The organism is Parvularcula maris, from assembly GCF_024505085.1.
Classification (GTDB): domain Bacteria; phylum Pseudomonadota; class Alphaproteobacteria; order Caulobacterales; family Parvularculaceae; genus Parvularcula; species Parvularcula maris.
This window is the reverse complement of the sequence record NZ_JANIBC010000009.1, coordinates 33,469-59,803: the sequence shown is the minus strand read 5'-3', so window position 1 is coordinate 59,803 and position 26,335 is coordinate 33,469. Positions and strand designations below refer to the sequence as shown.

Genomic DNA, 26,335 nt, shown 5'->3' with positions numbered 1-26,335 from the left:
TAACGATCGCCGGACGCTGCGGCGCGGTGATTGGGGAGTTGGGATGACGGATCACAACCTGCGCGAGCGGCGCATCCTTAGGCTGATCAAGCCGCACATCATCGCGGCGGCTGCCTTCTCGGCGGCGCTGAACATCCTGTTCCTGGTGTCGCCCATCTACATGCTCCAGGTTTACGACCGGGTGCTGACGACCGGGTCGGTGCCGACCTTGCTGCTTCTTTCCGGGATCGCGGTCTTCCTTCTGGTGGTCTACCTCTTCGCGGAGGCGGGCAGGCGGCGGGTGCTGGGCCGTGCCGCACAGCTCATGAGCGACGAGCTGGCCGAGCCCGCCCTCAAGCAGGGCTTCGGCGACAGCCGCGCCACCCCCAACGAGACCGTAGCCGTGATGGGCAGCCTGCAGACCCTGCAGCAGGCCTTTTCGCAGGCCTTGCCGGGCGTGGTCTTCGACCTGCCCTTCGTGCCGTTCTTCCTGCTTATCCTCTTCGTCGTGCACCCGGCCCTCGGTATGGTGGGCCTGCTAGGCGCGATCGGCCTGATCCTGGTCGCCGTCCTCACCGAGAAGCTGACCAAGGAGCCCTTGGCTGAGGCACAGAAGGCCGAGCGCGGGGCGCAGAACGAGCTGACCCAGCTCGTCCGTCAGCGCGGCGCCATCGCTGGGATGGGCATGGGCGAGCGGGCCATCGCGCGCTGGTCCGAGCTGCGCAGGACGGGGGTGAACGAGACGCTCCATGCAGGCACGCCCGCCACCTTCCTGGGCGCTGCGACCCGTGCGCTGCGGATGATCCTGCAGATCGCGATCCTGGGCGGCGGCGCTTTCCTGGCCGTGCAGGGGCACGTGTCGGCAGGTGCGATCATCGCCTCCTCGATAATCATGGGCCGGGCGCTCGCGCCCATCGACCAGATGGTCAACGCCTGGCGCCAGCTCGCAGGGGCCTACTCCGCCTACCAGGAGGTCGATGCCTGGCTCACCGCGCACCACGACGAGGACCGCCAGATCCTCACGCCCATGCCGCGGCCCGAGGCGCAGCTCACCCTCGACGAGCTTCAGGTCACGGTGCCGGGGGCGGACAAGCCGCTTCTCGCCACCATCGAGAAGGTCTTCCCCAAGGGGCAGATCGTGGCGCTTCTCGGCCAGTCCGGCTCTGGCAAGACCTCGTTCCTGCAGACCGTGGCCGGTGCCTGGCCGCCGCTCGCCGGAACAGCGCGTCTAGGACAGCGCGACCTCTGGCAGTGGGACCCGGCGGACCGGGGCCAGCATGTGGGCTACCTGCCTCAGCATGTGGAGCTTCTGCGCGGCACGGTGCGGGAGAACATCGCCCGCTTCACCCAAGCCCCGGCCGAAAAGGTGTTCGAGGCGGCCAAGAAGGTCGGCTGCCACGATCTCATCCTCTCGCTGCCGAACGCCTACGACACGATGATCGGGGAGGGGGGGCACTACCTCTCGGCAGGTCAGCGGCAGTCCATCGGCCTCGCCAGGGCGCTCTTCGGCAACCCGCCGCTCCTTATCCTCGACGAGCCCACGGCGCATCTCGATTCCGACCTGACCCAGAACATCATGACCTTCTTCGCCAACGCCTCCCGTCTGCCTGCGGAGGAGCGGCCCTTCACCGCGATCGTGGCCACCCACGACCTCCGCCTCCTGAACGCGGCGGACGACGTGATGATCATCAAGGATCGCGGCGTCATCATCACCCAGCGCGAGGCCTATCTGAACAAGATCTCCCAGCTTCGCCGCAGCCAGCAGCAGCAGACCGTGAAAGCCAAGCCTGCGACGGCCCAGACCGGCACGCCGCTGACCGTGGACCTCTCCAGAAGGAGCGACGACAATGGCTGAGCCGCAACGCCTCATGGCGGATCAGAGCATCCGCCTCTGCGCCCTGATCGTCGCCTTGGGCCTCGGCGGCTTCCTCCTCTGGTCGAGCTTCGCGCCGCTGGATGAGGGGGTCACCGCATCCGGCCAGCTCGTGGTGCGCGGCGACCGCAAGGAGATCGCTCATTTCGAAGGCGGCATCGTGCGTCAGATCCACGTCGCCGAGGGGGACCAGGTGGACGAGGGGGACGCGCTTCTCACCCTGGAGCCGATCCAGTCCGAAACCGCGCGCGACGAGATCGCCCAGCAGCTTCTCGCCGCCCAGGCTCGCGAAGCGCGGCTCGACGCCCTGCGCGGCCAGGCTGATACCCCCGCCTTCACCGAAGAGACCTACGGTCTTCAGGAGGACATCGCCTCCAACATCATCAGCCAGCAGACGAGACTGTTCCAGGAGGAGCGCGGCGCGTTCGAGGCGGAGCGGCAGGTGCTCGCAACGAGGCGCGACAACGCCGCTGCCCGCGCCCAGGACCTCACCGCGCAGATCGCCGCCACGCGCGAAAGCCTCGCCGTGGGCCGCGACGAGCTCTCCCGCCGAAAGGAGGCGCTCGCCGAGCAGCTCGATACGATGAACAATGTTCAGCGCTCGGAGCGTGAGGTCCTCGGCCTCGAGGCGGAGCTGGCGCGGCTCACCAGCGACCGGAACCTCGCGAGCCGCCAGGCCGAGGAGACCGCCGACCAGATCGCCGAGCTCGAAAGCCGCTTCCGCCGACAAGTGGAGGAGCAGGCGGACGAGGCCTCGCGCGAGGTCCTCGCCCTGTCCGAAAGGCTCGAAGCCAATGACGACCGCCTCAGCCGTACCCTCCTCAAGGCGCCTCAGGCGGGGACAATCCTGGGCCTGACCGCCAACACGGTGGGCGGTGTGGTCATCGCGGGCGAGCCGGTGATGGAGATCGTTCCCTCGGAAGGCCGCATCATCGCCCTCGTCAAGCTTCCGCCCACGGACAGAGAGGCGGTGGCGCCGGGTCAGGAGGTCTACGCGCAGCTCTCCGCCTACAAACAGTACCGGGTGCCGCGGATCAATGGCGAGGTGCTGTCGGTCAGCGCCGACCTCAAGGAGGACCCCGCCAACGGTGCGCAGTTCTACGAAGCGCGGGTCGAGCTCGACCCTGATACCCTGACCGGGCTGCCATCGGTGGAGCTGGTGCCGGGCCTGCCCATCGAGGCGTTCATCGCCTCGGGTCGCCAAAGGACCTTTCTCGACTATCTTCTAGAACCGATCGCGGCGACGGTGAGAAGGGGGCTTAGTCTGAACTGATGATTGCAGGGGCACTCTTTCTGGCGTTGAGTTTGCAGGAACCCGGCGCCCTTACCGTCGACGGATCAGAAGACCGGCCAGTGGAACAGGCCGCACCGGTCGGGCGCTGCATGACCCTGCCCGAGACCATCGACGCGGCGCTCGACCTGGCGCCGCAGCTCGGACAGGCCGAGGCGGAGCGCGATGTGGCGCGAGCCCGTGTTCTCGCCACTCGCTCCCGCAGCCTGCCCCAGGTCAGCACCTTCGGTACGCTCGGCCTCGGGGATACGCTGCCCATCGACACGGTGCGCGACGACCAGGTGGGTTTCAGGGCGAACTGGGACCTCTTCACCTTCGGCCAGCAGCAGGCGGCCATCGACGAGGCGCGCCAGACCCTGCGCGCGGCACAGGCGGGTGAGCTTCAGGCCCAGACGGAGATCGCCGAACAGACCATTCTTCTCTACTACGAACTTCTGCGTACCTCCAAGATGGCGGCCCTGACCCAGGCCCAGGTCGACGGCTACGCCCAGGAGGCCGACACGGTCGAGCGTCAGCTCGAACGGGGCCTTGTGACCCGGTCCGACGCCCGCCAGATCGAGGCGCGCTTCGCCTCCTCCGAAGCCTCCCTCGAGCTCGCCTCCTTGCGCGCGGACGAGGTGGCCATGGAGCTGTCCGTCCTCACGGGCCGTGAGATCCGTTGCGTCGAAGAGCCCTCGGCCATCCGGCTCGGCGAGGCGCTGGCCACGGTTCTCGGCACGTTGGAGCCTGCCGAAGCCTATGTGTTGGCGGAGGACAACGCGTTCTTCCTGGCGCAGGCCAAGTCGCAGGTTAGAGCCGCCGAGGCGCGCTACAGAGGCGCGCGGCGGGCCGGGCTGCCGACCATCTCGCTCAATGCCTTCGTGATCGGCGTGTTCGACGATGGCGACTTCGTCATGGGCGACCGCTGGAGCCGCGACGACCGGGTGGGCTTCTCCTTCCGCCAGGACTTCTACACCGGCGGCCGTCTGCGTGCGGACAGGCTGGAGAGTCGCGCTCGCCTGCGCGGGGCTTCGGCCGAGTTCGAAGCACAGCGGCAGCAGCTCGAACTCGCTGTTCGCACCGCCGTCCTAGGGGTGCAGCGGCAGGGCGCGGTCCAGAGCCGCCGCGCGGCCGCCACCGATGCGGCCAGGGATCGTCTGGACACGACCGTTCTCGAGCTGGAACGCGGTACCAAGACGATCACGGACTTCGTTCTCGCCAATGAGGACTACTACCGAACCGCCCTCGACGAGGTCGCGACCCTATGGGCGAGGGACCAGGCGCTGGTGCGTCTGGCTTCCCTGACCGGAGTATTGTTGAACGTGGACCCGGCGGCCACGCGGAACATGGACGTCGATATCAGGGTGCTGGAGTAGGGCCGACCGTCATCCCGGAAAGCTGCAAGGCTTATCCGGGACCCATGGACCGCAGTTCGTTCCACTTAAAACAGAACATCCATGGATCCCGGCTCTGCAGCCGGGATGACGGAGTTGAGGTTACCGAGGTCCGATCATCTTCTCGGGACGGACGATCTCGTCATAGTCCTCCTCGCTGACGAAGCCGAGTCCGATCGCCTCTTCGCGCAAGGTGGTGCCGTTCTTGTGGGCGGTCTTGGCGATGGTCGTCGCGTTGTCGTAGCCGATGGTCGGCGCCAGGGCCGTCACCAGCATCAGCGAGCGCTCCATCAGGTCCTGGATGCGGTCCTCGTTGGCTTCGATGCCGGTGACGCATTTCTCCGTGAACGACACGGAGGCGTCAGCCAGAAGGCGGACCGACTGGATGACGTTGTAGACGATGACCGGTTTGTAGACGTTGAGCTCGAAATGGCCCTGCGACCCTGCGAAGCTGACGGCCGTGTTGTTGCCCATGACCTGCGCGCAGACCATGGTCATCGCCTCGCACTGGGTGGGGTTCACCTTGCCCGGCATGATCGAGGAGCCGGGCTCGTTCTCGGGAAGCTGCAGCTCGCCGAGCCCTGAACGGGGGCCGGAGCCGAGGAAGCGGATATCGTTGGCGATCTTGAAGAGCGAAACGGCGAGGTTGTTGAGCGCACCGTGGGCCGCGACCATCGCGTCCTTGGTGGCCAGCGCCTGGAACTTGTTCGGTGCCGTGACGAAAGGTAGTTTGGTGAAGCTTGCTACCTCTTCGGCGAACCCTTCCGCAAAGCCCGGCTTGGCGTTCAGACCGGTGCCTACGGCGGTGCCGCCCTGGGCCAGCTCATAGAGGTTGGGCAGCTTCTCTTCGAGGCCTGCGATCCCGTAGTCCAGCATCGCGACGTAGCCGGAGAACTCCTGACCCAGGGTCAGGGGCGTGGCGTCCTGGGTGTGGGTCCGGCCGATCTTGATGATGTCCTTGAAGGCTTCGGACTTGTCGTTCAGAGCATTGCGCAGGGTCGTCAGTGCCGGGACGAGGCGGTGGACGATCTCTTCCGCCGCGGCGATGTGCATGGCCGTGGGGAAGGTATCGTTCGAGGACTGAGAGCGGTTGACGTGATCGTTGGGGTGGACGGGGTCCTTCGAGCCGATCTCACCGCCCAAGATCTCGATGGCGCGGTTCGCCACCACCTCGTTGACGTTCATGTTGGACTGGGTGCCCGAGCCCGTCTGCCAGACGGACAGAGGAAAGTGGCCGTCGAGCTTCCCTTCGGCAACCTCGGTGGCGGCGTTGACGATGGCGTCGCCCACCTTCTCGTCGAGATTGCCGAGCTTCATGTTGGCCCTGGCGGCGGAGCGCTTGACGATGCCCAGCGCGCGCACGACGGCGGCGGGCATGGTCTCCGTGCCGATGTCGAAATTGATCAGCGAGCGGGCGGACTGGGCGCCGTAATACTTGTCCGAGGGGACGTCGAGGGGACCAAAGCTGTCGGTTTCGGTGCGGGTCTCGGCCATGGGGCGCTCCGTTCTATGCATCAGGCGGCGGGTTAGGCGAGACCGCCCGCCTGCGCAACGCGGTAACGGGCTGGTCCAAGAAGCGTCCCGAGCCACATAGCACCGATGGGATCGGGCGCGGGCAAGGTGAGGATACTGAGCGAGGGCGAGGTGGCCCTGGTCATCATCGACGCGGCCACGACCCAGACGCGCGCCCTCAAGAAGTTCGTCTCCGCCCATGCGAGGCGGGAGGGGGCGGGGGTGCGCTCCTGGGTTGGCCCCTATGAGGTCCGCATCTGGACGAGCGTGATGCGCGAGAAGGCGGGCGCCCACGATGTCGACAACATTGCCAAGGCGATCCTCGACGCGCTGTCCGGGGTGTTCTGGCGGGACGACCGGCAGGTGGTGCGGCTGATCTCCGAACGCTTCGAGGGCGACGCCAACCGCATCGCGGTCAGGGTGACGCCGCTTAAGCAGCCGCTGGATGCGGTCGAGCTGGACGGGTCATTGCTGGAGGCGACCGGAAGTCCTGAGCCTTGGTAGTGTTCTGTCGGGTAGCGGGGGGTGACTGAGCTAAGGACTTAGAAGGCCCTCACCCGAAGCCTGCTCACGCAGTCTTCGACCTCTCCCGGAGGGAGAGGCGGGGGCGTGTAACGGTTCTCTTCCGTGGTTCATCAACCTACGTCTGCATGAGCGGTTTGCTTGACAGCTCGGCGTGACCGCGGATCATCCTACGGTAAAAGATTCGGTGTCCGATATGTTTCCACGTCTTCTTCTCGCCGCCGGTCTGCTGGCGGCCTGCTCGAGCCAGCCGTCCCCTCCGCCGCCGACCATGGCAGCCATCGACGAGATCGCGGCGCGCTACACCCAGGACGACACGTTCGCGGGCGTCGTCCTCGCAGGTACCGATGGAGAGGCGATCCACGCCGCAGCCTATGGCGAGACGGCGGCGGGGAGCGGCGTTCCGCACCGACTAGGCAGCGAGTGGCGGTGGGCTTCGGTGACGAAGATGGTCGCCGGGTTCCTGACCCTTCAGGAGATCGAGAAGGGCAAGCTGGCCCTCGACGGTCCGATCACCGATGTGCTGAGCGACGCGCCGCCTCACTTCGAAGGCGTCACGCTGCGTCAGCTCCTCAGCCACACATCGGGTCTCGCGGACCCCGACGAGCAGGTCCCCGATCCCGAGACCGGTGCCGTCCCCTTCGTCTCACGCGGCACGCCCGACTTCGCCTACTGCCGAGGCGCGCCGCTGGCCGAGCCGGGGGCGGGGTTCAACTACAATGCCTGCGACTTTCTCGTGCTGGCGGAGGTGCTCGAAGCGGTCACCGGCCAGACCTTCGACGTGCTGGTCCGTGAGCGGATCGCCGAGCGCTACGGCCTGCCTTCGATCAGGGTGGTGACGCAGAAGGGGGACGAGGCCGAGGTTCAGGGCACGGTCGGCGGCCTGCCCCACGACGATCCGCTCGAGCTTGCGGCGCTGTCCGCCGATTCGGCCATCGTCGGTCAGCCGATGGATCTTCTGAAGCTCACACAGCTCTTCGTCACGGGAGGCATCGTCACCGATCCCGGCCTCAGGGAGGAGTTCGGCCGGGGCGTGCCTGAGCTAGGCTATGTCGCCCTGACGGTCTGGGGGCAGGAAGCTCAGCTCGAAGGCTGCAGCGAGACCCTCTCCCTGATCGAGCGGCGCGGCCATCTGAAAGGGACGAAGATCCTGACCCTGCAGGCCCCCGATCTTCAGCGCTCGCTCGTCGCCTTCAGCAACCGAGACGAGACCGATTGGGGTTGGATCTGGGCGCGGGAGGGGTTCGCCTACGAGCTCGCCAGCACGGTGTTCTGCAGCAGCGCGGCTTCAGAAGGGTAGCAGCTTGCCGCTGCCGTCCGCGGCGTCCTGATGAAGCTTGCGGCGCAGCGAGTAGCTGCCGCGGATAAAGATATAGAAGCCCGCGGCGCGGACCAGAAAGGCCGCCAGGCCGTCCTGCCAATGCATCGCCTGCCCCTGGATCATGGAGGGGGCGCTCGCCGCGCCTCCCGGCTCGAACGCAGCGGCGGCGTAGGGCCAGACGAGGTCGATGACGAGCAGGATGACCGTCATCTTGAGCGGCAGGATGCGCTTGCCCACGAACAAAGCGCCCACGAGCAGCAGGATCAGCGCGCGCACGGCGTCGCTGCCCGAAAAGCCCAAGCTCAGCACGTAGAGTAGCTGGTCCATAGCCGGACCCTGGACCCGTTAGCGTTAGCCGGAGGTAAACTGCGCGGGGCACGGCGGTTTTCAGCGATGGGGACGAGTATCGCCGAGGACGTGTCTTCTCAAAAGCGTTTGCATCCATCGCAAACGCAAGCCGCCCCCTTCCGCCCTTCGGGCACCTCCCCCACCAGTGGGGGAGGGAAGCAGAACCAGCGCCGCTCTCTATCTCGCTCCCCCTCTAGAGGGGGAGCTGCCGGCAGGCTGAGGGGGAGGGGCCACCAGCACTTACGTCTCGTCTGTTTGCAAACGACACCTACACGACTTCAAACTGATCCGTAACCACCAACCGCCTGGGGCCGCCTTACATCTTCTCGATGGGCTCTTTCTGAGCGCGGCGCGCCGCCTCGATCAGCTGGCCGGGATGGTCCACGACGGTGAGCGATCGGGGCAGGCCTGGATAGGCGAAGCCTTCCTTGCAGACATGGTCGATCAGCTCGATGAAGGGGTTCCAGTAGCCGTCCGTGTTGATGACGATGATCGGCTTTCGGTGGATGGCGAGGCTCGACCAGCTCATCACCTCGACCATCTCCTCCAGCGTGCCGATGCCGCCGGGCAGCACCGCGAAGGCGTCGCTCTCGTCGAAGAGGCCGATCTTGCGCTCGTGCATGGTCTCGACCTCGCGGCTCTCGATGTTGTCGAGAAGGCCTTCCTGGGCCTGGAGGAAGCTAGGGATGATGCCGAGCACCTTGCCGCCGGCGTCGCGCGCCGCGGCGGCCGCGACGCCCATCAGACCCTGCGCCCCGCCGCCGAAGACGAGCCGCATCCCCGCACCGGCGATGGCCTCGCCGGTTTCCTTGGCGACCTGGCTGTAGATGTCGCGCTCGCCGAAACGGCTGCCGCAATAGACGCAGATCGAGTTGAGGGGGTGCTCAGACATGGTGTTTCCTTTTCGTGCGGACAGGCGGCCGGCAGATGGCCTTGCAGCGCCGGGGAAGGCGTAGCAAGAGATAGGTTAGGGCGTTTGGCAGCAGAAGTGGTTACCGGTTCTGCGGTTCGCGATACGCCCCGCTACGGGTGTAGGGCTTAGGTGGTTTTCAGGGGTTCAAGATGCGCGGCTTTCTCCTTCTTCTTTTGTTGATCGCGCTCGGTTTTGCGGGCTGGTGGGCCTATCAGAACCGCGAGAGCCTGCCGATCGACCTCGACCAGACCGAGGAGACGGATGGCGACGAGCCCGTGGAGGCCGCAGTGGCGGCGCCGAGCTTCGACATCGTCCGGGTCGACCGCACCGGCTTCGTCACCATGGCGGGCCGGGGCGAGCCAGGCGCGAGGGTCGAGCTGCTTGCCAATGGCGAGGTGATCGCCGAGGAGACCGTGGCCTCCGACGGCGCCTTCGCCATGCTAGTGGACACGCCCCTGTCCGCCGGGCCGGTGGAGCTGACCATCCGCCAGACGACGCCCGACGGCATGCAGCTCACCTCCGAGGACACCGTCATCATCTACGTGCCCGACGCGGATGGCGAGGACCTCGTCGTCCTGCGCACCACGCCGGGCGGGGCGACCGAGGTGCTGCAGCGAGGCCCCATCGACGAAAGCCTCGGCCCGCTGGTCATCGAGACCATCGACTACGACCGCGAGGGCAACGTCATCCTCTCCGGCCGAGCCGAGCCCGGCTCTGTCGTGCAGATCTTCGCCAACGGCACGCCGCTGGCCGAAACCCAGACCGATGCGGGCGGCACGTGGTCCGTCAGCGGAACGCTGGCACCGGGGCTCTATACCCTCCAGATCGTCCAGCTCGACGAGGAGGGCCAGCCGAAATACGCCATCGAGGTGCCCTTCGAGCAAGCCAGCCGCGAGGACATCGTCTTCTCCGAAGGCAACGTCATCGTGCAGCCCGGCAACAACCTCTGGGTGATCGCACGCAGGGCCTACGGCACGGGCGAGCAGTACACCGTCATCTACGAGGCCAACCGCGGCCAGATCAGAGACCCGGACCTCATCTATCCAGGCCAGATCTTCCGCGTGCCCGAGGAAGAAGGGCAGTAGGGCGCAGTCGGCTTTGTCGCCCGCCCTACGGATTTTGCTTTCCCCCTACGCCTTCCCATGGCAGCGCGCAGCGCTGTCCATGGGACCCATCTTTAATCGATGCGTTCTTAATCCTGCTTATGGTGTTGGGTCCCACGGACCGCTTCGCAGCCGTGGGACGGCTTCTGGTTGAAGTATCCAACCCTCAGCCAGCCGGGCTGTTCATCCACTTCATGAACGGCTTCAGCGGGAAGGCCCAGGCGACCCCGGCAGCGACGAAGAAGATGAAGTCCACCGCCCGGTGATCGGGAAGCTGGTCCCATATCCAGAGGGCCAGCCCCATATAGAGGATGATGAAGGGCACGAAGCCCAGGGCGAAGATGAGCTTCTTGTGTCTCGGCTCCATGGAGCTCCCTTCCGTCATCCGCGCCCTTATGCGCTCTTTCGCGCACGTCGTCCCTACCTATATAGCGGCGCGATGGAGCTTCAGAACCCCAACCGCCCCGTGGCCTTCTGGCTGCTCACGATGGCCGGGCTGATCGCCTTGATGGTGATCGTCGGCGGCGCCACCCGCCTGACCGATTCGGGCCTGTCGATCACCCAGTGGGACCTCGTCATGGGCACGCTGCCGCCCTTGTCGGAGGCGGACTGGCAGGAGGCGTTCGCGCTCTACAAAGAGATCCCGGAGTATGAACGGGTGAACCGGGGCATGAGCCTCGAGGAGTTCAAGTTCATCTTCTGGTGGGAGTGGGGACACCGCAATCTCGGCCGCTTCATCGGCCTCGCCTTCCTGATCCCTTTGGCGGTCTTCTGGGCCACGGGAAGGATGAGGGGGCGGCTGCGCTGGCGGCTTGTCGGCCTTTTCCTCCTCATCTGCCTCCAGGGCGCGATCGGCTGGTACATGGTCAGCTCCGGCCTCTCCGAGCGGGTCGATGTCAGCCAGTACCGCCTAGCGCTGCACCTTTCGACGGCGCTTCTTCTGTTCAGTCTGGTGATCTGGCAGGCTCTGGCCCTGTTGAGGCCGCGCGGGTTCAGGATGAGCGATCCGAAGCTTGGCCGTCTCGCCGGCCTCTTCCTCGGCGCGGCCAGTGTGCAGATCGTGCTAGGGGCTTTCGTGGCAGGCCTCCGCGCCGGGTCGAGCTACAACACTTGGCCGCTCATGGACGGGCGGGTGGTGCCGGAGGGCTATTTCGGTGCGTCGCCGCAGCTTGCCGACCTCTTCGAGCGGACCCAGGCGGTCCAGTTCAACCACCGGCTCATGGCCTTCGTCGTGGTGGCTGCGGCTGCCCTCTTCGTGGTTCGCGCCGTTCAGCAGAAGCGGCTGCTGGAGGCGGGCCTCATCGGCGGCAGCACGCTTCTGCAGTTCGCCCTCGGCATCGTGGCGCTGGTGACAGCGGTGCCGCTCTGGCTCGGCCTCGCCCACCAGGCAGGGGCGCTGCTAGTCCTCGCAGGAGGGGTGTTCAGCCTCTACGCGCTCAGCGACCCCCGCCGGAGGGAGGCGCCGGAAGCTCCGCCTCGGGCTGCTCCCGCTCTTCAAAGCTGATCGCCGGGCTGTCCTGGACCGTGGGCAGGGTAGGGCCGGGCAGCGTCTCTGCGGCTCGTGCGGGCCGCTGTGAGGGTAGGTTGGTAGGCAGCTCCAGCGCCGTCGCGACTTCCGCCCAGGGTAGAAGGTAGAGGCGCCGCTCCTCATCGAGCACGATCAGGCCGCCGTCGCGCGTGACCCCGCCGAGATTGCCGTAGGCGGGTGCCACCTGCAGAGGGCGCAAGGGGGAGCCGTCGGCCCTGATCGTCTTCACCGCCCGCTCGTTGATCAGGAGCTCGCCTCCGGCGCCGTTCACACCGATGGCGAAGACCTCCTCGCCAGTGCCGACTAGGGCGACAGCGTTGGACGGCAGGGGGGTCGGATCCAGGCCCTGGCCCGTCAGTCTCGACCAGCCTTCGCCGTCGCGGACATAGAACTCGCCGTTCACCCCTTCGCAGGCCGACGCGCCCTCGGGAACCTGAGCGGCGAGGCCGTCATCGTCGCCCATGAGGACCCTGCCGCCGCCGCTTCCGACGCCGAGCACGACCGTCCCGTTCGAGCAGATGTCTTGGATGCCGACATAGGCGATGTCGTTGCTGGCCATCTCTTCGCCGCTCGGCAGCGAGAAGGCGGCTAGCCCCCCGGCGCTATCCAGCACGAAGAGCTGGCCTGCGCCCTCGCCATCATAGGTGACGGCGAGACGGTAGGGCGGCTCGCCGCGAGGCTCGATGGTGCTCGCCTCACCCCCATCCGCGCGGATAGCGCTGATCCCGGCTGCCCCGTTGGCGGCGAGGACGAGGCTCTGGAAGCCGAAGGGCACGCTCTCATAGGAGGTGAGGTCGCCCACAGCACTCTCGAACTGGCCGAACTCGAGATCGGCCCTCGCCTGGGCCATCCGCGGCGAAGACGTTGGTGCCTCGGCTGCCGCGTCTTCGCGGGGGTTCTCCCCGGTTTCAGGCGCTGGCTCTCCGCAAGAGGCCAGTAACGCCGCGCCAGCCAGTAGCATGAGCTTCGTGTGCCGCATGGGAACTCCTTATCCGCTGATCCGGTGGTGGCGTCATGTCAGGAAAATCGCAAGCTCCGGGATCGGCGGTGAGCCGGAAAAGTGCGCTGCGCCAACAACTTGCAAGCAACCCTACTATTTGTGGTAACATCGTACCACATTCATAACGCCCTGCTTTTACATTATTTCTCGCAGCCCTGTTGACAGTTTTGGTCATTTGCCTGAGAGGCGCGGCTTCGTTTTTCCAAGAGCAAGCTAAGGAACCGGCGATGCAAACCGACGCCTCGCGTACCTACAACACCAAGCCTGCCGATGTTGAGAAGAAATGGGTCGTGATCGACGCTGAGAACCTCGTCGTCGGCCGTCTCGCCTCGATCATCGCCCTGCGTCTTCGCGGCAAGCACCTGCCCACCTTCACCCCCCATGTGGATGACGGCGACAACGTCATCGTCATCAACGCGGAGAAGGTGGCCTTCACAGGCCGCAAGCGCACCCAGCAGACCTACTACTGGCACACCGGCTATCCGGGCGGCATCAAGTCCCGCACCGCCGACAAGGTGCTTGACGGCCGCTTCCCCGAGCGCGTGCTCGAGAAGGCCGTGCAGCGCATGCTGCCGAAAGAGAGCCCGCTGGCCCGCCGTCAGTTCAAGAACCTGCACGTCTATGCCGGCCCCGAGCATCCCCATGAGGCCCAGAAGCCCGAGAAGCTCGACATCGCTGCCATGAACTCCAAGAACACGCCCCGCGGCTAAGGAAACTAGAGAATGAGTGAGACCCAAGGCCTCGACAGCCTCAAGGAACTGGCCACCGAAAGCGGCGTGATCGCCGAAGGCGCGGACACGGTCGAGGAAACCCAGACCCTCGCCGAGCCCAAGATCGACGATCTCGGACGCTCCTACGCCACCGGCAAGCGGAAGACCGCCGTCGCCCGCGTCTGGATCAAGCCCGGCTCCGGCAAGATCACCGTCAACAAGAAAGAGTACACCGAGTATTTCGGCCGTCCGGTCCTTCAGATGGTGCTCCGCCAGCCTCTCGAGGCCGCCGAGCGCCTCGACCAGTTCGATGTCTACTGCACCGTCAAGGGCTCTGGTCCGTCCGGTCAGGCAGGCGCCATCCGCCACGGCATCTCCCGTGCGCTGACCTATTACGAGCCGGGCCTGCGCTCGGTCCTCAAGAAGGGCGGCTTCCTGACCCGCGACAGCCGCGCGGTGGAGCGGAAGAAATACGGCAAGGCGAAAGCCCGCCGGAGCTTCCAGTTCTCCAAACGCTAGAAGCGCCGTTCAGGCCCTCTCCCGATGGGAGCAAAAACGCAGGAAACCGCCCCTCGGGGCGGTTTTTTGTTGGCCATCCGAAGGCAAACACTATTTTGTGTAGACGGAACCGAACCCTCTGCCCCGGTGATAGCGGATTATCAGGGGTTTTCAGGTGGGTAGGGAAAAGGAGAACGCCGTGCTGACCGGTTCGCTACAGGGGCTTCATGTGGTGGTGGCGGAGGATGATTTCCTCATCGCCCAGCATCTCGAAGACGTCCTCGTCGAGCAGGGCGCCGAGACGACCATGGTCACCTCGGTCGGCGAGCTTCTCACCATGGATCTCAGCTCCGCCCAGGTGGCAATCCTCGACAAGTCTCTCTCCGATGGTGATGTGGAGATGGGCGCTGCCCGGCTGGCCGATGCCGGCATTCCGCTCATCTACCAGACGGGCCGCGATGCTGCCGAGATGGGTCAGAAGAGCGGCGCCATCGGCGTGCTGAGCAAGCCGGTGAACGAGCGTGAGCTGCTCCGGCTCCTGGCGACGGTGAAAGAGGCCGACGCCGCCTAGAGAAGCGAACCGCTTCAGGGAATCAGCCCGCTGCTCTTGGTTTTGCCTTGAAGCATTTTTCGCAGCAAACCGGCGTCTAATTCGCGGTTCGATGCGTTAGAGCGACACCTCCTGTACCGGTCCGAACACTTCTTCGAAGGAGGAGCGGAGCGCGTCGTCCGCAGCTTCCACCGACGGTGCTGCCATGCCCAGAGCCGCCAGGCTCGTAACGCCGAAGCGCTCGTCGCTGATCCCGCAGGGCACGATACCGCCGAAATGAGAGAGATCGGGGCGGACATTGAGCGCGGCCCCGTGAAAGGTCACCCAGCGCCGGACCCTAATGCCGATGGCGGCGATCTTGTCCTCGCAGCCTCCTGGTCCATCGACCCAGACGCCCACTCGGCCCGGTTTAATGGACGAGGCGACACCTAGATGCGCCAGGGCACCGATGATCCACGCCTCCACATCCTGCACGAAGCGGCGGACATCCTTTTCCCGGCGGCTGAGATCGAGCATGAGATAGGCCACCCGCTGGCCGGGGCCATGATAGGTGTACTGACCACCGCGGGGGCTGGGAAACACAGGAAAGCGGCCAGGATCGACGAGGTCGGTAGGCTTCGCACTGGTCCCGGCGGTGTAGAGGGGAGGATGCTCCAGCAGCCAGACGCGCTCCTCGCCCCCGTCGCGAATGTCGGCGACCATCTCCTCCATGACGGCTTCAGCGTCGGGGTAGGAAACGAGGCCGTCGCTTCGGTGCCAGAGCACCGGATGGGGCCGCCAGTTGCTCTTCGCCGGTCTGTCCATAGCGGCTATGTGGCCCGGCGTCGAAGGCTTGAGAAGGTCCGGTCGCGACCAAAACGAGGGGCATCGCCTCGGGGGCCGGAAAATCATTCAGGAGCCACTTGCATCCCCCAAAACCCTTTGCTACCGCCGCGTCTCGCTAGAAAGGCAGCGCCTTTCCAAGCTTTATGCGGTCGTGGCGGAATTGGTAGACGCGCAGCGTTGAGGTCGCTGTGGGGTAAAACCCGTGGAAGTTCGAGTCTTCTCGACCGCACCATAGGATTCCAGATAAGTTACTGTGAAACTGAGCATTTTTCCGATGCTCTGCGTACTTCATTGCCCTTGCTCGTTGTTTTGCACTACAAATTGCACTACAGAGAGTGAGAAGTACATGGCCATCCGCACCAAACCGTCACCGCAGATCGCACGCGATCCCGACCGCTATCTAAAGCGTCGGGGAACCCGCTGGCACTATGTCCGCCGTGTACCGACGCATGCGCAGAGCTGGGACGACCGGAAGCTGATCCAGGTGTCGCTAAAGACCCATTCGGTCGAGGTTGCTCGGCTGAAGCGCGATGCCCTCGAACAAGCCGATGAGCTTTACTGGTCAGGTGTCGCTGACGGGCTTGTCGCTGAAACGGCCATGGAGCGTTACGAGGCAGCGAAGACGCGGGCTCAGGCCCTCGGCTTCGAATACTTCACCGCCGACAAGCTGGCCACCTCGCTCCCCGTCGATGAGATCGTGGAGCGTATCGCGAAGGCGACCGAGGGGAACAGTAGGGATGCCGACGCCGTCTTGGGCGGTGTCCAGGAGCCAAGCCTTCGCGTGCGGCAGGCTATGGAGTTCTACCTTGAAACCATGGCAGCGGACGAAGCGCGCGGCATGAGCCCCCATCAGGTCGGCCAACGCCTCAAGGTGAAGCGCCAAGCGGTGGAGGACTTCGTTGCGGTGATCGGCAACAAACCGCTTCTCGAAATCAACCGAACCGATGCGCAGAAGTACTACCGGTACTGGCTCGACCGGATCGAAGGGCGGAAGGGCGACAAGCCCGTCTCGGCCAACTTCGCAAACCGCAACTTCGGCAACATGCGGAAGCTCTTCCGAACCTATGCGGACTGGTTGGCGCTCGACGTTAAGAACCCGTTCGATGGTTTGTCCTTCTCCGCGAGGAAGACCGAGAAGCGAGTCGTACCGCCTTTCGAGCGGGAGTGGATCGAGAACAAGATCCTCCGCCCTGGCGCGTTCGGCCGGTTGAACGCCGAAGCGCAGCTTATCTTCCTGGCTCTCATCGAAACCGGCTGTCGTCCCTCTGAGATTTGCAACCTCGTCCCGGAGAACATCCGTTTGGATCACGACGTACCACACCTGGCAATCGGCTTTCGGAAGGACCGGCAGATCAAGACCGAAGCGAGCGTTCGCGAGATTCCGCTCCTCGGCGTGTCCCTCGAAGCGATGCGGCAAGCTCCCGAGGGCTTTACTCGGTACCGAGACAAAGAGACCTCACTATCGGCTGTTCTTATGAAAGCGCTTCGGACAAACGATCTTCTCCCGACTCCGAAGCACGGTGTCTACTCGGTGAGGCATTCCTTCGAAAAACGAATGCAGGAAGCAGGGCTCGATTACGACCTTCGCTGCCGCCTCATGGGTCACGCGAACAGCCGTCCGAAGTACGGCGATGGCGGCTCGCTCGAATGGCGTAGGAAACAACTCGAAGCGATTACGCTTTATTTCGCGCCTGAGATCGTTCCGTCAATCTAAGGTCAGCGATTTGATGGTCGTCCAGATAGTCAGCAAGCCTTTGCGAACGAGCCTCGACCTTCTCCAGCTCGTTCTCCAAACGGTCGAAGAGCGGCCAGTAGGGAGACGCTGCGCCCGTCTTCTCGCTCGCTTCTATCAGCGTAGAAAGCTGGCAAAGAGCAACGCGGAGACGGTCGGCTTGTAAACGAGATGAGGCAGACATAGGCGGCAGCGCGAGCGCATACCGAAAGCAAATCTTTCCGTACTAGTACTGTTGAAGCCTCGGAAGGGCTACGCTGCGTCGTTCTCCTGCGCGGCGACCAAGCGAAGAAGCGCCAAGGCGATATCGTCCTTATCGAGATGTTCGATGTGTTCGGTTACAAATTTGCGGATCATAGGGTCGACGAGGTCAGCGCGTCGCTCGTTACCAACGCTCTCGCCAGGGTTCTGTATTTCTGGTCCTGGCTACTACTCGGCAGTTCGCGGCCGAGAAAGTCGGCTATCGCTTCCAGAACGGGTAGCTCGAGTACACGCGCCAACTTCAGCACAAGCAAAAGCTCTGGGTACCGCTTACCAGCTTCGAAGCGCTGGATGGTCGAGCCGCACTTCAAACCGACCTGTTCGGCCAAAAGCGACTGGCTCCATCCCTTACGCTTCCGCGCTGCACGGATGTCGCGCCCGATCCGGCGGGCAATCTCGTTCTCATCAACCGTCTTCTTATCTGTCTCCATCATCCGTTCCTCCGCGCACCCTGCGGAGAACAGAGCATGAACGAATGGGTTCGGACTCGCAACCCGGAATCCGAACTGACAGGTCTCACGACTAGGGGTGGTGTTCCGGACGGGAGACTCGCTATCCTAAGTGGAGGACGGTCGCCTGACCTCTTCGTCGGACCGTCCGGCTAGAATGCCGATCGCAATATGAGCGATGTCGCGAAGGGTAAGGTCGTGACGACCAAGCCCGATCAGTTCGCCGCGCAGAAGCCTCAACCTAGCAGCATCCTCCTCGCGTAGCTCGAAGGAGGTGGGGTTGGGGGCCTCGTCTCTAGCCCCTAGATCACCCCATGGGTTCTGTTCCAGCCATTCGATGATCTCAGCTGCCGTCGCTGAACGCACAGCCAAACTACCGATCTCTGTTGCTTGCCCGACCGAAACGCCCAGCACACAGGCTCGAATCCGCACTTCCTTCAGCGTGTCTTGGAATGCTGGGTTGCCGCTGAGCCTGATCTGGTGAATCACAGCCATGCGCTAGCTGTCCTTATAGTCTTGCCAGGACTGCTAACAGAAGTCGGGCGAGGGGTCCAAACCCAACCTTACCGGATTGTAGTCATGCCAGTGAGTCAGAAGGGCTGCCGCAGCGGCACCAAGTCTGCCGTCGTGGCGACGAAAGCCTGCCCATTCACGATCGAATCCAGCCGCTGATCCGGCAAGGCTGTCAGCATAAGTCGACCGCCTTGCAACGGCGGTCCGGTTGTTGCCGAGCTGGTCCTGTTTCTGCCGATGTTCCTATATTGTTCTAGCTGCTGATTTGCTGCTTCATGACCTCGTCGCCGGCGTTCGGCGGCGTCAGCAAACGGAGCATCTATGCAACTCACTCTCACCAAACAAAGGATCGAACGGTCCGCCCAGGCCATTGTCGGCGCAAGCCTTCTAGCCGTCGGCCTCGCGGTTCTGTCGAGCGCCGCCATGGCCGGTGCCGACACCACCTTCGACACCGCGGTGACCACCGTCGCGGGCTATATCAACGGCTCGGCCGGTAAGCTCGCGGCCCTCGTCTCGCTTATGTACGGCGTCGTCCGTATGGCAACGAGCGGCTGGTCCCTCGGCCATGTCGGTGTGCCGATCGCGGTCGGTGTCGCTGCCGGTATCGGCGGTCCCATCGTCCAGTCCTCCGTGACGGCGATCATCTAACCCAACCCCTTCGTCAACCGGGGCTCCAAGCCCCCTCAGCACAAAGGAGCGCGATCGAGCACGCGGCCGAAAGCAAAGGCGAGGCTCCGGCCCCGGCAGGGGGAGCCACGTTTTCGGAAGAACCGCGGGGCGCGATCAAAGAGGTTATGGCGCAGGCTGACCGATACCGCATTCCTTCTACTCTCGACGATCCCGAGAAGCTCGCCTTCTGGACCATCGATGAGTTCATTATCCTGATCGGCGGCTTCATGATCGGGATCCTTCTCTCCCGCTTCGTCGAAGGCATCATCGCTGGCTTCTTGGGGGTCAACCTCATTAAACGGTTCAAAAAGGGCGAGAGCCTCTCAGTCGTTCGTTTTGCGGCCTACTGGGCGCTGCCATCAGGTCTCTTCGCCTTGGGGCGCACGCTGCCTTCCTACAAACGCGAACTGGCGGGGTAGGGGCCATGGATACAACCGTCGCCTATACGCGCCTTCAGACGGCCCTCCGCCAGCGGAACATGCTGGCCGTCGCCGGGATGGTGCTCTGCCTCGGCTCAGCCCTTCAGGCCTATGTCATCGCCACGAAAGGCGAGACCGTCATCCTGACGCCGACCCTCAAGGCCGATGCGGCGATCACCGCCGAGGCGCCGAGCCCTGAATATCTCGAGCAGACCACCCGCGATGTCGCCGGGCTGTTCCTCAACCGCCACCCGCACAATCTCAGCTATTTCCGGGACAACATCTTGCGCCTCGCCCACCCGACCTCCCACGGGGAGATCGAGGCAGCGCTGATGGCGACCGAGCGGCGGCTTCTCGCCACCAAATCCTCCACCGTCTTCTACCCAACAAAGATCTTCGTCGATCCTGTTCGGCTGACCTCCGAGATCCGAGGCGAGCTTCACACTTATCTCGGCCCCGACCGGGTGAAGACCGAGCGGACGATCTACGCCGCGGACTGGCGCTACCAATCGATGCGGCTCTGGCTCGAGGATTTCTATCCGATCGATGTCGATGCCTCGCAGGCACAGACCTCGCCCCTCCTCAAACCTGCATCGGAGACCGAGCGATGATCCGTGCTACGCTCATCCTTTGCGCGACCGCGCTGATATCTTCGGCTCATGCCGAACAGATCGTAGAAGCTGCCGATGGCGGCACGGTCAGCGGCTACGCCAGCGAGACCGGCGTCACGCGGCTTTCCTTTCTCGGCGACGCGGCGGCTTCGGTACAGATGGCCGCAGGCGGGGAGGGCGCTGGCTTCTCCATCGCCCACGAGCCGACCACCGGCGATCTCTACATCTCACTCGACGGGACGCGCCGTTCGTCCCGTCCCGGAGCGGCCAGCTTCTTCGTCACCACACGGAGCGGTGCGACCTATTAGGTCGCGCTAGCCGCAAAGGCGACGCCTTCGACCCAGATTATGGTGCGCAACCCTGCGCTGGAGCGTGAGCGCGCCGACCGGCCTGTTCTAGCGTCTCAGGAAGACGAGGCCGTCGTCGCGCTGATCAGAGCGATGTGGGCTAATGCTCTCGCTGAAGGCTACGAGATCAGTCGCCCCAATTCGAGAGAACGAGTAGCGGGGTCCCTCAGGATCCGCCCCATCAGCACCTATCGCAGTGAACGTCTCACGGGTCGCGTCTTCTCCGTCCGCAACCCGTCGCCTGGCACGGTCACCATCGACGAGACTGCCTTCATGGCGCCGGGCGTTATTGCCGTCACGGTCCGGGGGGCCTCCGAGCTACCCGCCAAATCCCGTGCCCGCGTGCTGGTCATCTCGCGGGAGGCGTCATGAGCGAGGAAAACCTCAAACGCCGCCGCACCCAGCGGCTCGTCCTCGGCGGAGCGTCCACCCTCGCCCTCACGGCCGCAGGCTTCTGGGTCTTCTCCGGCGAGGGCTCGGACAACCAGTCGCGTGCGGAGGATCTCAGGCGCAGACGCGCCATGACCGATGTCATCAACCCACCCGGTCTCGGCGCTGACTTTCTCTCCGAGACCGGCACCCGCCTCGCCTCGGTTGAGGAGTCGGTCGGCAGCCTGGAAGAGCAGGTCCGCCGTCTCTCCGCCATCCTAACCGAGAAGGACCGCGAGCTGGCAGGTACGCGCGCCGAACTCAACAAGACCCGAAACGACGCTCTCGCCATGTTCGAAGACCTAGCCGCGAGGGTCGCGGGCGAACCGTCTCCTTCCGCCCCACCGAATGCTGCACCGACCTCGCCGCAAAGCCCACGCCCTGCCGGCGGCGATCCCTTCGTGCACCGGGGCGTCGTCCCGATCGGACCTCAGGTCCAAGGGGCGGCGCCGCTCCCCATCGCGCCAGTCGTACCGCGCACTGTCGAGATCATGACCTTCACCTCTGCTGACGATGCTCTCGATACGAAGGTGCTACGACCGGCGATCTATGATGCCGATGACGGCGACTACGTCCCGCCTAATGCCTATGCGAGGGCCAACGTCATTGTCGGTGTCGATATGTCGACGGGCGTCCGGCTCTCTGCCGATCCCAAACCCGTCCTGCTGCGCATCACTGGCCCGGCTTTCTCGGTTCTCCAAGATGGTCAGCGCCTCGACACCGACCTCACCGGCTGCCTCGTCAACGGCGCGGCCCACGCCGAACTCGCCTCCGAGCGGGTCTATGTGCAGCTTCAGAAGATCACCTGCGATCGGGGCGGCGGCGAGATCGCCGAGAGCCAGGTCGAAGGCTATGTGGCGCAGCTCGGCAAGGTCGGCATCCGTGGTCGCGTCGTCTCCCGTGAGGGCGACATCGTCGAAAAGGCGCTGATCGCTGGTGTCATCGGCGGTTTCGGCCGCGGTATCTCGCGCAACACCGACCTCGCCCTCGGCGCTGGCGGTGCGATCGGTTCCGGCGGCACCACGGTGCTGACGAACCGCGGACTCTCCTCGGGGGAGATCGCCGCGGGGGGCCTTGGCGAAGGGCTTTCCACCGCGGCCGACACAGTCTCCGACTACCTCATCGATCGGGCCGAGCAGTACCAGCCGGTGATCGAGATGCCCACGGGCGTCGACGTCGAAATCGTCTTCCTTTCCGGCTTCTTCGCACGGGGTGAGCAGTGATGGCTCTCCTCAGCGCATCAGTTTCGCAGGGCGCGGCGTGCCCTTCCTCCCCGAAAGAGGCGGCAGGCTGCCCCCCTAAACGCCGCCTCCGCCGCGCCCTGCGATTCCCGGCCCTCCAGTCTCTCGGTTTCCTCGTTTGCACCTTCGGTCAGAAGACGGACGAAATGCCGGGGACGGTCCACCGATCTTTCCGCCGAGGGGCCTCTCTCGCGGTTCTCTCCCGCCACGACCAACATTGGAGGCTCGCATGGAGCGCTTGAAGACCTGGATAGCCAAACAGCCCAAGGATGCGCTGGTGGCGGCGGGCTTGTCGATCTCACCCGCGACGAAGGCAGCGCCGCTCTCGTGCATGCCGGGACCAAGGGCGGTATTGGCTCCGGCGGCGCGGTGACGGTCAGCCATGATGGTTCGATCTATGTGAACACTATCGACGGTTACGGCATCTTCGCCCAGAGCGTTGGTTGTTCCACCTCCACAACCGAGTACATTCTCGAGGCAGCGGACAGGATAGGCATCGACCATAGTCAGCTCGGTTTCGAAGGTGATCCCTGCGCGAACAGCGGCGGAGAGATACAGGGCGGCGGCGGTGTGGCCGGCGTCGGGATCTTCCTCGACGAGGGCGGCACGAACGCCATCAATATCGCTTCGGACACCACCGTCTGGGCACTGAGCGGCAACGCCATCCTCGCGACACGAGGCGACGAGACCGTCACCAACAACGGCACGGTCATCGGCAATGTCGAGCTCGGCGGCGGCACCAATGCCCTCCTTAACAACGAAGGCGCGCGCTTCGACCTCGGCCCGATCGTCGATCTCGGCGGCGGACTGCTAACCAATAACGGCATCCTGTCGCCCGGTGGTCTGGGTACGGTGCAGACGACTTATCTCGCGGGCGATCTGAGGCTGGCGAGCCTCGGCACGCTGGAAGTCGATCTCGACTTTTCGGACGGAGCTTCGGACCTGATCGCCATCGAAGGTGCGCTGACCCTCGATGGCGGGGAGATCCTGCCCAACCTCCTGAGCCTTGAGAACATCGAGAACTCGGAAATGATCTTTGCTGCGACGAACGGCGTGACGGTTTCGGCGGCACCGACGATCATCGACACCAAGCCGCTTCTGGATTTCGAGCTGGTCAGCACGGCGGGGTCGGTGGGAATCAACATCGTCCCCGTCACGAGCGCCCAGACCTATCAGGCCCTCGGCCTCAAGCAGCAGAACACCAAGGTGGTGGATTATCTCCTCGGCACCTTGGGGGCGAATGGCCAGGCAGGCGAGCTTGAGGACATCCTCATCACCCTCGCCAACTCAGAGGACCCTGGCCCGATCTCGGACTTCCTCGACACCATCAACCCCGACGTGTTCGGATCGCCCCTCGGTGATGGGTCGAGCGGGGCCGCGCCTCACCTCGGCAGCCAGTTCAGCTGCGGCGGCGCCAATGACAGGGCGGCTTCGGCTCTCATCGAAGAGACCTGCAACTGGAGCAAGGTGGTCGGCTGCAACCTCACCCTCGACCCCACGCTCGAGAATACAGGGTCCGAAGAGGACGGCGTCGGCTTCTACGCGGGGACCCAGCGGAAAGTGCCGGACAGCTGGCGTGTCGGTCTTTCCGGGGGCTACGAGACGGCGGAGGCTACCGTGGGCCGCCGCGCCGCAACCGAGACCCAGCGCTTCCTCTTGGGGTTGTCCACGAAATACGTGCCCGGCAACCGCTACATGATGAAGACCGCCTTCTCTCTCGGGCACGCCGATCAGGAGATGACACGGACGATGGCCTCCCCGACCGGCGGCGGAAGCCTGACGGGCCTTACGGAAAGCTCCACCACGACGGCGGCAATCAAGAGCCGTCACCAGATGACCTTCGAGCGCGGGGCCGCCTATCTCCGGCCGATGGTCGATCTCGATCTCGAGCATTTCCACCGCAGCTCGTTCGAGGAGACCGGTCTTGGGGCCTTCAACATCGAAAGCGACGCGATGAGCGAGTTCCTCTACGCAGCGACCCCTGCTTTGGAGGTCGGCTACTGGCACCAAGGCACAAGCCGTCGCGCGAGCGGTTATCTGAGGGTCGGTGTCCAGCTCAACGGCAACACCGAATTTTCCGCCACCCGGTTCCAAGGTGCGGCGCAAACGGCCGAGGCCTATGGGGTGACGACAGAGTTCGACCAGACCGTAGGGGTCCTCGAGGCAGGCTTCGAAATCCCGCTCGGCAAGACCCTCGACCTTCGCTTCGGCTATGGCGCCCGCTTCGGCGAGACTTCGGAATATCAGTCAGCGAGCGGGAAGCTTCGATACAACTTCTAAGGGTTTGGTGGCCTTTCGACCCTACGGTCTAGGCGGAGCGGACCCGAAGGTTATAGCAGCGACCTCGTGGTCTCGGCTATCTAGTGCTTCCTCACTGCGGCTGTGCTGACGGTTTGATCTTTGCTCCCACGTCAATTGAAACGGCGACGGTCTGGCACGTTTCTGGAACAGCAGCTCAAATAGCCCCTTCAATGTCGCAATCTATTCCTGACCATAGCCCAATACAGGGTTGCAGATCTGCATTCTCCATGTGCCAACGCACCCGACCAGTCGATGGTCGTAGATGTGAATGGCAGCATACTGACTGCTTCAGGGTGCTTCAGTGCCCTCCGGCGGCAAGAACCGAACACACGGTTTTTTGTTGCAAGTACAATTCTCACAACGTAAGAAATCATCAATGATTTCTGGGGGAACGCCATGAAGAATCTGATCTCCGCCTCGATGGGCATCCTCGCTCTTTTGGGCGCTTCAGCCAATGCCGCTGCCTTCGTCACCTTCACTGAAGAAGGCGGGAACACGATCGCCGAGTTGTCGGGCACGCTCGATCTCACCGGTGTGACAGATCAGGGGCTCTTCGCAAGCGCCAACACTGGCTTCGTCGATATGAACAACGCACGCGTGGGTTTTGGCGGCGCCGGTGAGAACCAGCGCCTTTATAGCGCGGTCGGTCCTTCGGTCTTCGGGACGGGCGGCAATATCGATGCCGACTCGGTCAGTGGTGACATCATCTTTCTCTTGGGTGCAACCGACTCGCTCTGGCTACCGGCGGACTTCACCGGCGGTGAGCTTTCGGGCACCATGACCTTTCTCGGCGTTGCCCTCGAAGCGTTCGGCTTCACGGATGACAGCTATGTCTACACCCTCACCAATGGCGACACGCTGACGGTCCTGGTCAGCAATGAAGTCCCAGTCCCGGCTGCGCTCCCGCTCTTCGGCGCTGGCCTTGCCGGTCTGACCTTCCTTCGCAAGAGGCGGTCAGTTTAGAGACCGTTCCATACCCCCAGGGCAGGAGCCTGCATCTACAACTGTGAGCTAACTCCTCCGTGGGCAGAGTTGCCACGTAGTGTTTAGCTGTGATTAGATGCTCTGCGGCGTCAAAACGTAGCGTTTAGAGGGTGGAGGTCGGCTGGTCGTCTTTCCATGACAAGCTGCCGATGCCTTCACCCCAGTTCGCCAGCCCGCACAGGTGAACAGCAACCGTAAGCTGCTGCCTGCAGGCTCCGGGGCATCTCATCAGCTTCCTCTAGCTCTCACGAGCACGTCGAGTTCAGTCGGCATTCTTACGACGGCCCCGAGCCAAAGCAGCAACCGCCATCAGGGGGGAGGGCGCCGGGAAGCGGCACGGCGGTTTTCGTAATAGAGAGTGACGACGTCCCTAGACATCACGCTCGGATTCCCACGTTCGGTAGTATAGATGCCTGTGTTGAACGCGCTGATATCGATGGCGATCATACCGCTCCCGCCAGCGATGACCGATTGACCGCTGCTATAGCCGAATGTCGTAAGGAATCTGAAGCTCAGATCGTCAGCGGTGAAGTCGCCGAAATCGCTGTCCAGAAAGATCTGATTGATGGGTTTTTTCCAATGCCTATAATCGCTATGAAGGCACTGCCAGTAAGGTTCAGAAGAAGGTCCTGGACGCTTGTGCCTTTCAGAAAATGCGCAACGTCAGCTTCGCCGATCTGCATTTAGTCACCGGCTTGCCAACCGCTGGTGCCAGTGGACCGTACGAACAATGAGCTACGGCTCGTCGTCGATCCCGAGAAGCTGATCGTCGAGAAACCTTCACCATGCTTTCCGGTGATGTCGATTTGAATAGCAGCCTGGGAGATGCCGCAAAGTAGTGCTGCACAAATGGTTGAAAGTAAGGCTGTTCTCATCAAGCAGCCTCGGGACGTACCTCACGCTCCTGCGCGATGTCAGTCTTAGTTAAGCAAACAGAATCAATTCGATATCTGATTTTTTCGAGGTTCATCCGAGCGAGTGCGGAGGAGCCGGGTGGGGATTTGAACCCATCGTCGAAACCTCGCATCGTCAA

The 26,335-nt window shown here is 64.0% G+C and carries 27 protein-coding genes and 1 tRNA gene; 20 read left to right on the top strand and 8 right to left on the bottom strand.

Going from position 1 to position 26,335, the window contains the following annotated elements; translation table 11 throughout:
* Positions 1 to 43 precede the first annotated feature (43 nt).
* The 3 genes from NOG11_RS10945 to NOG11_RS10935 all read left to right on the top strand — a co-directional run bounded on the left by NOG11_RS10945 (position 44) and on the right by NOG11_RS10935 (position 4,498).
* A complete protein-coding gene (locus tag NOG11_RS10945; protein WP_256619802.1) occupies positions 44 to 1,834 on the top strand; it encodes a type I secretion system permease/ATPase in 1,791 nt (596 codons plus the stop codon).
* The gene (locus NOG11_RS10940; RefSeq protein ID WP_256619801.1) at positions 1,827 to 3,125 is read left to right on the top strand and encodes an HlyD family type I secretion periplasmic adaptor subunit; all 1,299 of its coding nucleotides are present in this window, start codon (positions 1,827 to 1,829) and stop codon (positions 3,123 to 3,125) included. Before NOG11_RS10945 ends, NOG11_RS10940 begins: the two co-directional genes overlap by 8 nt.
* Before the next feature lie 80 nt (positions 3,126 to 3,205).
* Entirely contained in the window at positions 3,206 to 4,498 is a 1,293-nt protein-coding gene (locus NOG11_RS10935; RefSeq protein WP_256619800.1) for a TolC family protein, read from the top strand.
* Positions 4,499 to 4,618: 120 nt separating this feature from the next.
* On the opposite strand, the gene fumC is transcribed toward NOG11_RS10935, so the two are convergent.
* Positions 4,619 to 6,010 carry a class II fumarate hydratase gene (fumC, locus tag NOG11_RS10930; protein WP_256619799.1) on the bottom strand — a complete coding sequence of 464 codons (1,392 nt, stop codon included), beginning with the start codon at positions 6,008 to 6,010 and terminating at the stop codon, positions 4,619 to 4,621.
* A 105-nt stretch (positions 6,011 to 6,115) separates the two neighbouring features.
* Here fumC and NOG11_RS10925 point away from each other — a divergent pair, with 105 nt between their 5' ends.
* Together NOG11_RS10925 and NOG11_RS10920 are read left to right on the top strand one after the other, a co-directional pair.
* Positions 6,116 to 6,532, top strand: a complete 417-nt coding sequence (locus NOG11_RS10925; protein WP_256619798.1) for a RusA family crossover junction endodeoxyribonuclease — start codon at positions 6,116 to 6,118, stop codon at positions 6,530 to 6,532.
* A gap of 214 nt (positions 6,533 to 6,746) precedes the next feature.
* Positions 6,747 to 7,850, top strand: coding sequence for a serine hydrolase domain-containing protein (locus tag NOG11_RS10920; RefSeq protein WP_256619797.1), 1,104 nt, complete (start codon positions 6,747 to 6,749; stop codon positions 7,848 to 7,850).
* On the opposite strand, the gene NOG11_RS10915 is transcribed toward NOG11_RS10920, so the two are convergent.
* Both NOG11_RS10915 and NOG11_RS10910 read right to left on the bottom strand, forming a co-directional pair.
* Positions 7,839 to 8,198, bottom strand: coding sequence for a hypothetical protein (locus tag NOG11_RS10915; protein WP_256619796.1), 360 nt, complete (start codon positions 8,196 to 8,198; stop codon positions 7,839 to 7,841). The two genes, NOG11_RS10920 and NOG11_RS10915, sit on opposite strands and share 12 nt — an antisense overlap.
* A gap of 337 nt (positions 8,199 to 8,535) precedes the next feature.
* On the bottom strand, positions 8,536 to 9,111 hold the full coding sequence (locus NOG11_RS10910; RefSeq protein ID WP_256619795.1) for an LOG family protein: 576 nt from the start codon (positions 9,109 to 9,111) through the stop codon (positions 8,536 to 8,538).
* Positions 9,112 to 9,281: 170 nt separating this feature from the next.
* Between NOG11_RS10910 and NOG11_RS10905 the strand changes: the two genes are divergently transcribed.
* Positions 9,282 to 10,217, top strand: a complete 936-nt coding sequence (locus NOG11_RS10905; RefSeq protein WP_256619794.1) for an Ig-like domain-containing protein — start codon at positions 9,282 to 9,284, stop codon at positions 10,215 to 10,217.
* A 184-nt stretch (positions 10,218 to 10,401) separates the two neighbouring features.
* Here NOG11_RS10905 and NOG11_RS10900 read toward each other — a convergent pair whose 3' ends face one another.
* Positions 10,402 to 10,602, bottom strand: coding sequence for a DUF2842 domain-containing protein (locus NOG11_RS10900; RefSeq protein WP_256619793.1), 201 nt, complete (start codon positions 10,600 to 10,602; stop codon positions 10,402 to 10,404).
* Between the two features lie 72 nt (positions 10,603 to 10,674).
* On the opposite strand from NOG11_RS10900, the gene NOG11_RS10895 reads away from it, so the two are divergent.
* The gene (locus NOG11_RS10895) at positions 10,675 to 11,739 is read left to right on the top strand and encodes a COX15/CtaA family protein (protein ID WP_256619792.1); all 1,065 of its coding nucleotides are present in this window, start codon (positions 10,675 to 10,677) and stop codon (positions 11,737 to 11,739) included.
* On the opposite strand, the gene NOG11_RS10890 is transcribed toward NOG11_RS10895, so the two are convergent.
* The gene (locus NOG11_RS10890; protein WP_256619791.1) at positions 11,672 to 12,742 is read right to left on the bottom strand and encodes a hypothetical protein; all 1,071 of its coding nucleotides are present in this window, start codon (positions 12,740 to 12,742) and stop codon (positions 11,672 to 11,674) included. The genes NOG11_RS10895 and NOG11_RS10890 overlap by 68 nt on opposite strands.
* 248 nt (positions 12,743 to 12,990) lie before the next feature.
* Here NOG11_RS10890 and rplM point away from each other — a divergent pair, with 248 nt between their 5' ends.
* From rplM to NOG11_RS10875, 3 genes are all read left to right on the top strand, one after another.
* A complete protein-coding gene (gene rplM / locus NOG11_RS10885) occupies positions 12,991 to 13,473 on the top strand; it encodes a 50S ribosomal protein L13 (RefSeq protein WP_256619790.1) in 483 nt (160 codons plus the stop codon).
* 12 nt (positions 13,474 to 13,485) lie between these two features.
* Positions 13,486 to 13,992 carry a 30S ribosomal protein S9 gene (gene rpsI / locus NOG11_RS10880; RefSeq protein WP_370468269.1) on the top strand — a complete coding sequence of 169 codons (507 nt, stop codon included), beginning with the start codon at positions 13,486 to 13,488 and terminating at the stop codon, positions 13,990 to 13,992.
* A 154-nt stretch (positions 13,993 to 14,146) separates the two neighbouring features.
* Positions 14,147 to 14,542, top strand: a complete 396-nt coding sequence (locus NOG11_RS10875; protein ID WP_256619789.1) for a hypothetical protein — start codon at positions 14,147 to 14,149, stop codon at positions 14,540 to 14,542.
* Between the two features lie 96 nt (positions 14,543 to 14,638).
* Here the strand turns inward: NOG11_RS10875 and lipB are convergent, their stop codons facing one another.
* Positions 14,639 to 15,325, bottom strand: a complete 687-nt coding sequence (lipB, locus tag NOG11_RS10870) for a lipoyl(octanoyl) transferase LipB (RefSeq protein ID WP_256619788.1) — start codon at positions 15,323 to 15,325, stop codon at positions 14,639 to 14,641.
* A 166-nt stretch (positions 15,326 to 15,491) separates the two neighbouring features.
* On the opposite strand from lipB, the gene NOG11_RS10865 reads away from it, so the two are divergent.
* Both NOG11_RS10865 and NOG11_RS10860 read left to right on the top strand, forming a co-directional pair.
* Positions 15,492 to 15,578 (top strand) — tRNA-Leu (locus NOG11_RS10865).
* A gap of 114 nt (positions 15,579 to 15,692) precedes the next feature.
* A complete protein-coding gene (locus NOG11_RS10860; protein WP_256619787.1) occupies positions 15,693 to 17,060 on the top strand; it encodes a DUF6538 domain-containing protein in 1,368 nt (455 codons plus the stop codon).
* 371 nt (positions 17,061 to 17,431) lie between these two features.
* Here NOG11_RS10860 and NOG11_RS10855 read toward each other — a convergent pair whose 3' ends face one another.
* Complete coding sequence (locus NOG11_RS10855) at positions 17,432 to 17,773, bottom strand: helix-turn-helix domain-containing protein (RefSeq protein ID WP_256619786.1); 342 nt, start codon at positions 17,771 to 17,773, stop codon at positions 17,432 to 17,434.
* Positions 17,774 to 17,896: 123 nt separating this feature from the next.
* A complete protein-coding gene (locus NOG11_RS10850) occupies positions 17,897 to 18,283 on the bottom strand; it encodes a hypothetical protein (RefSeq protein WP_256619785.1) in 387 nt (128 codons plus the stop codon).
* A 339-nt stretch (positions 18,284 to 18,622) separates the two neighbouring features.
* Here NOG11_RS10850 and NOG11_RS10845 point away from each other — a divergent pair, with 339 nt between their 5' ends.
* The 8 genes from NOG11_RS10845 (at position 18,623) to NOG11_RS10815 (ending at position 25,281) form a co-directional block, all read left to right on the top strand.
* Positions 18,623 to 18,949: a hypothetical protein gene (locus NOG11_RS10845; protein ID WP_256619784.1), complete on the top strand. Its 327-nt coding sequence runs from the start codon at positions 18,623 to 18,625 to the stop codon at positions 18,947 to 18,949.
* 146 nt (positions 18,950 to 19,095) lie between these two features.
* Positions 19,096 to 19,389 (top strand): type IV conjugative transfer system protein TraL, encoded by a 294-nt coding sequence (gene traL / locus NOG11_RS10840; protein ID WP_256619783.1) that lies wholly within the window; start codon positions 19,096 to 19,098, stop codon positions 19,387 to 19,389.
* Between the two features lie 5 nt (positions 19,390 to 19,394).
* Complete coding sequence (locus tag NOG11_RS10835) at positions 19,395 to 20,000, top strand: type IV conjugative transfer system protein TraE (protein ID WP_256619782.1); 606 nt, start codon at positions 19,395 to 19,397, stop codon at positions 19,998 to 20,000.
* On the top strand, positions 19,997 to 20,308 hold the full coding sequence (locus tag NOG11_RS15265) for a TraK domain-containing protein (RefSeq protein ID WP_440590427.1): 312 nt from the start codon (positions 19,997 to 19,999) through the stop codon (positions 20,306 to 20,308). The genes NOG11_RS10835 and NOG11_RS15265 overlap by 4 nt, the downstream gene beginning before the upstream one ends.
* A gap of 39 nt (positions 20,309 to 20,347) precedes the next feature.
* Positions 20,348 to 20,719, top strand: a complete 372-nt coding sequence (locus NOG11_RS15260; RefSeq protein WP_440590426.1) for a hypothetical protein — start codon at positions 20,348 to 20,350, stop codon at positions 20,717 to 20,719.
* A complete protein-coding gene (locus tag NOG11_RS10825) occupies positions 20,716 to 21,999 on the top strand; it encodes a TraB/VirB10 family protein (protein ID WP_256619781.1) in 1,284 nt (427 codons plus the stop codon). The genes NOG11_RS15260 and NOG11_RS10825 overlap by 4 nt, the downstream gene beginning before the upstream one ends.
* Before the next feature lie 345 nt (positions 22,000 to 22,344).
* Positions 22,345 to 24,297, top strand: a complete 1,953-nt coding sequence (locus tag NOG11_RS15190; protein ID WP_256619780.1) for an autotransporter family protein — start codon at positions 22,345 to 22,347, stop codon at positions 24,295 to 24,297.
* A gap of 417 nt (positions 24,298 to 24,714) precedes the next feature.
* Positions 24,715 to 25,281 (top strand): PEP-CTERM sorting domain-containing protein, encoded by a 567-nt coding sequence (locus NOG11_RS10815; protein ID WP_256619779.1) that lies wholly within the window; start codon positions 24,715 to 24,717, stop codon positions 25,279 to 25,281.
* Positions 25,282 to 26,335 lie beyond the last annotated feature (1,054 nt).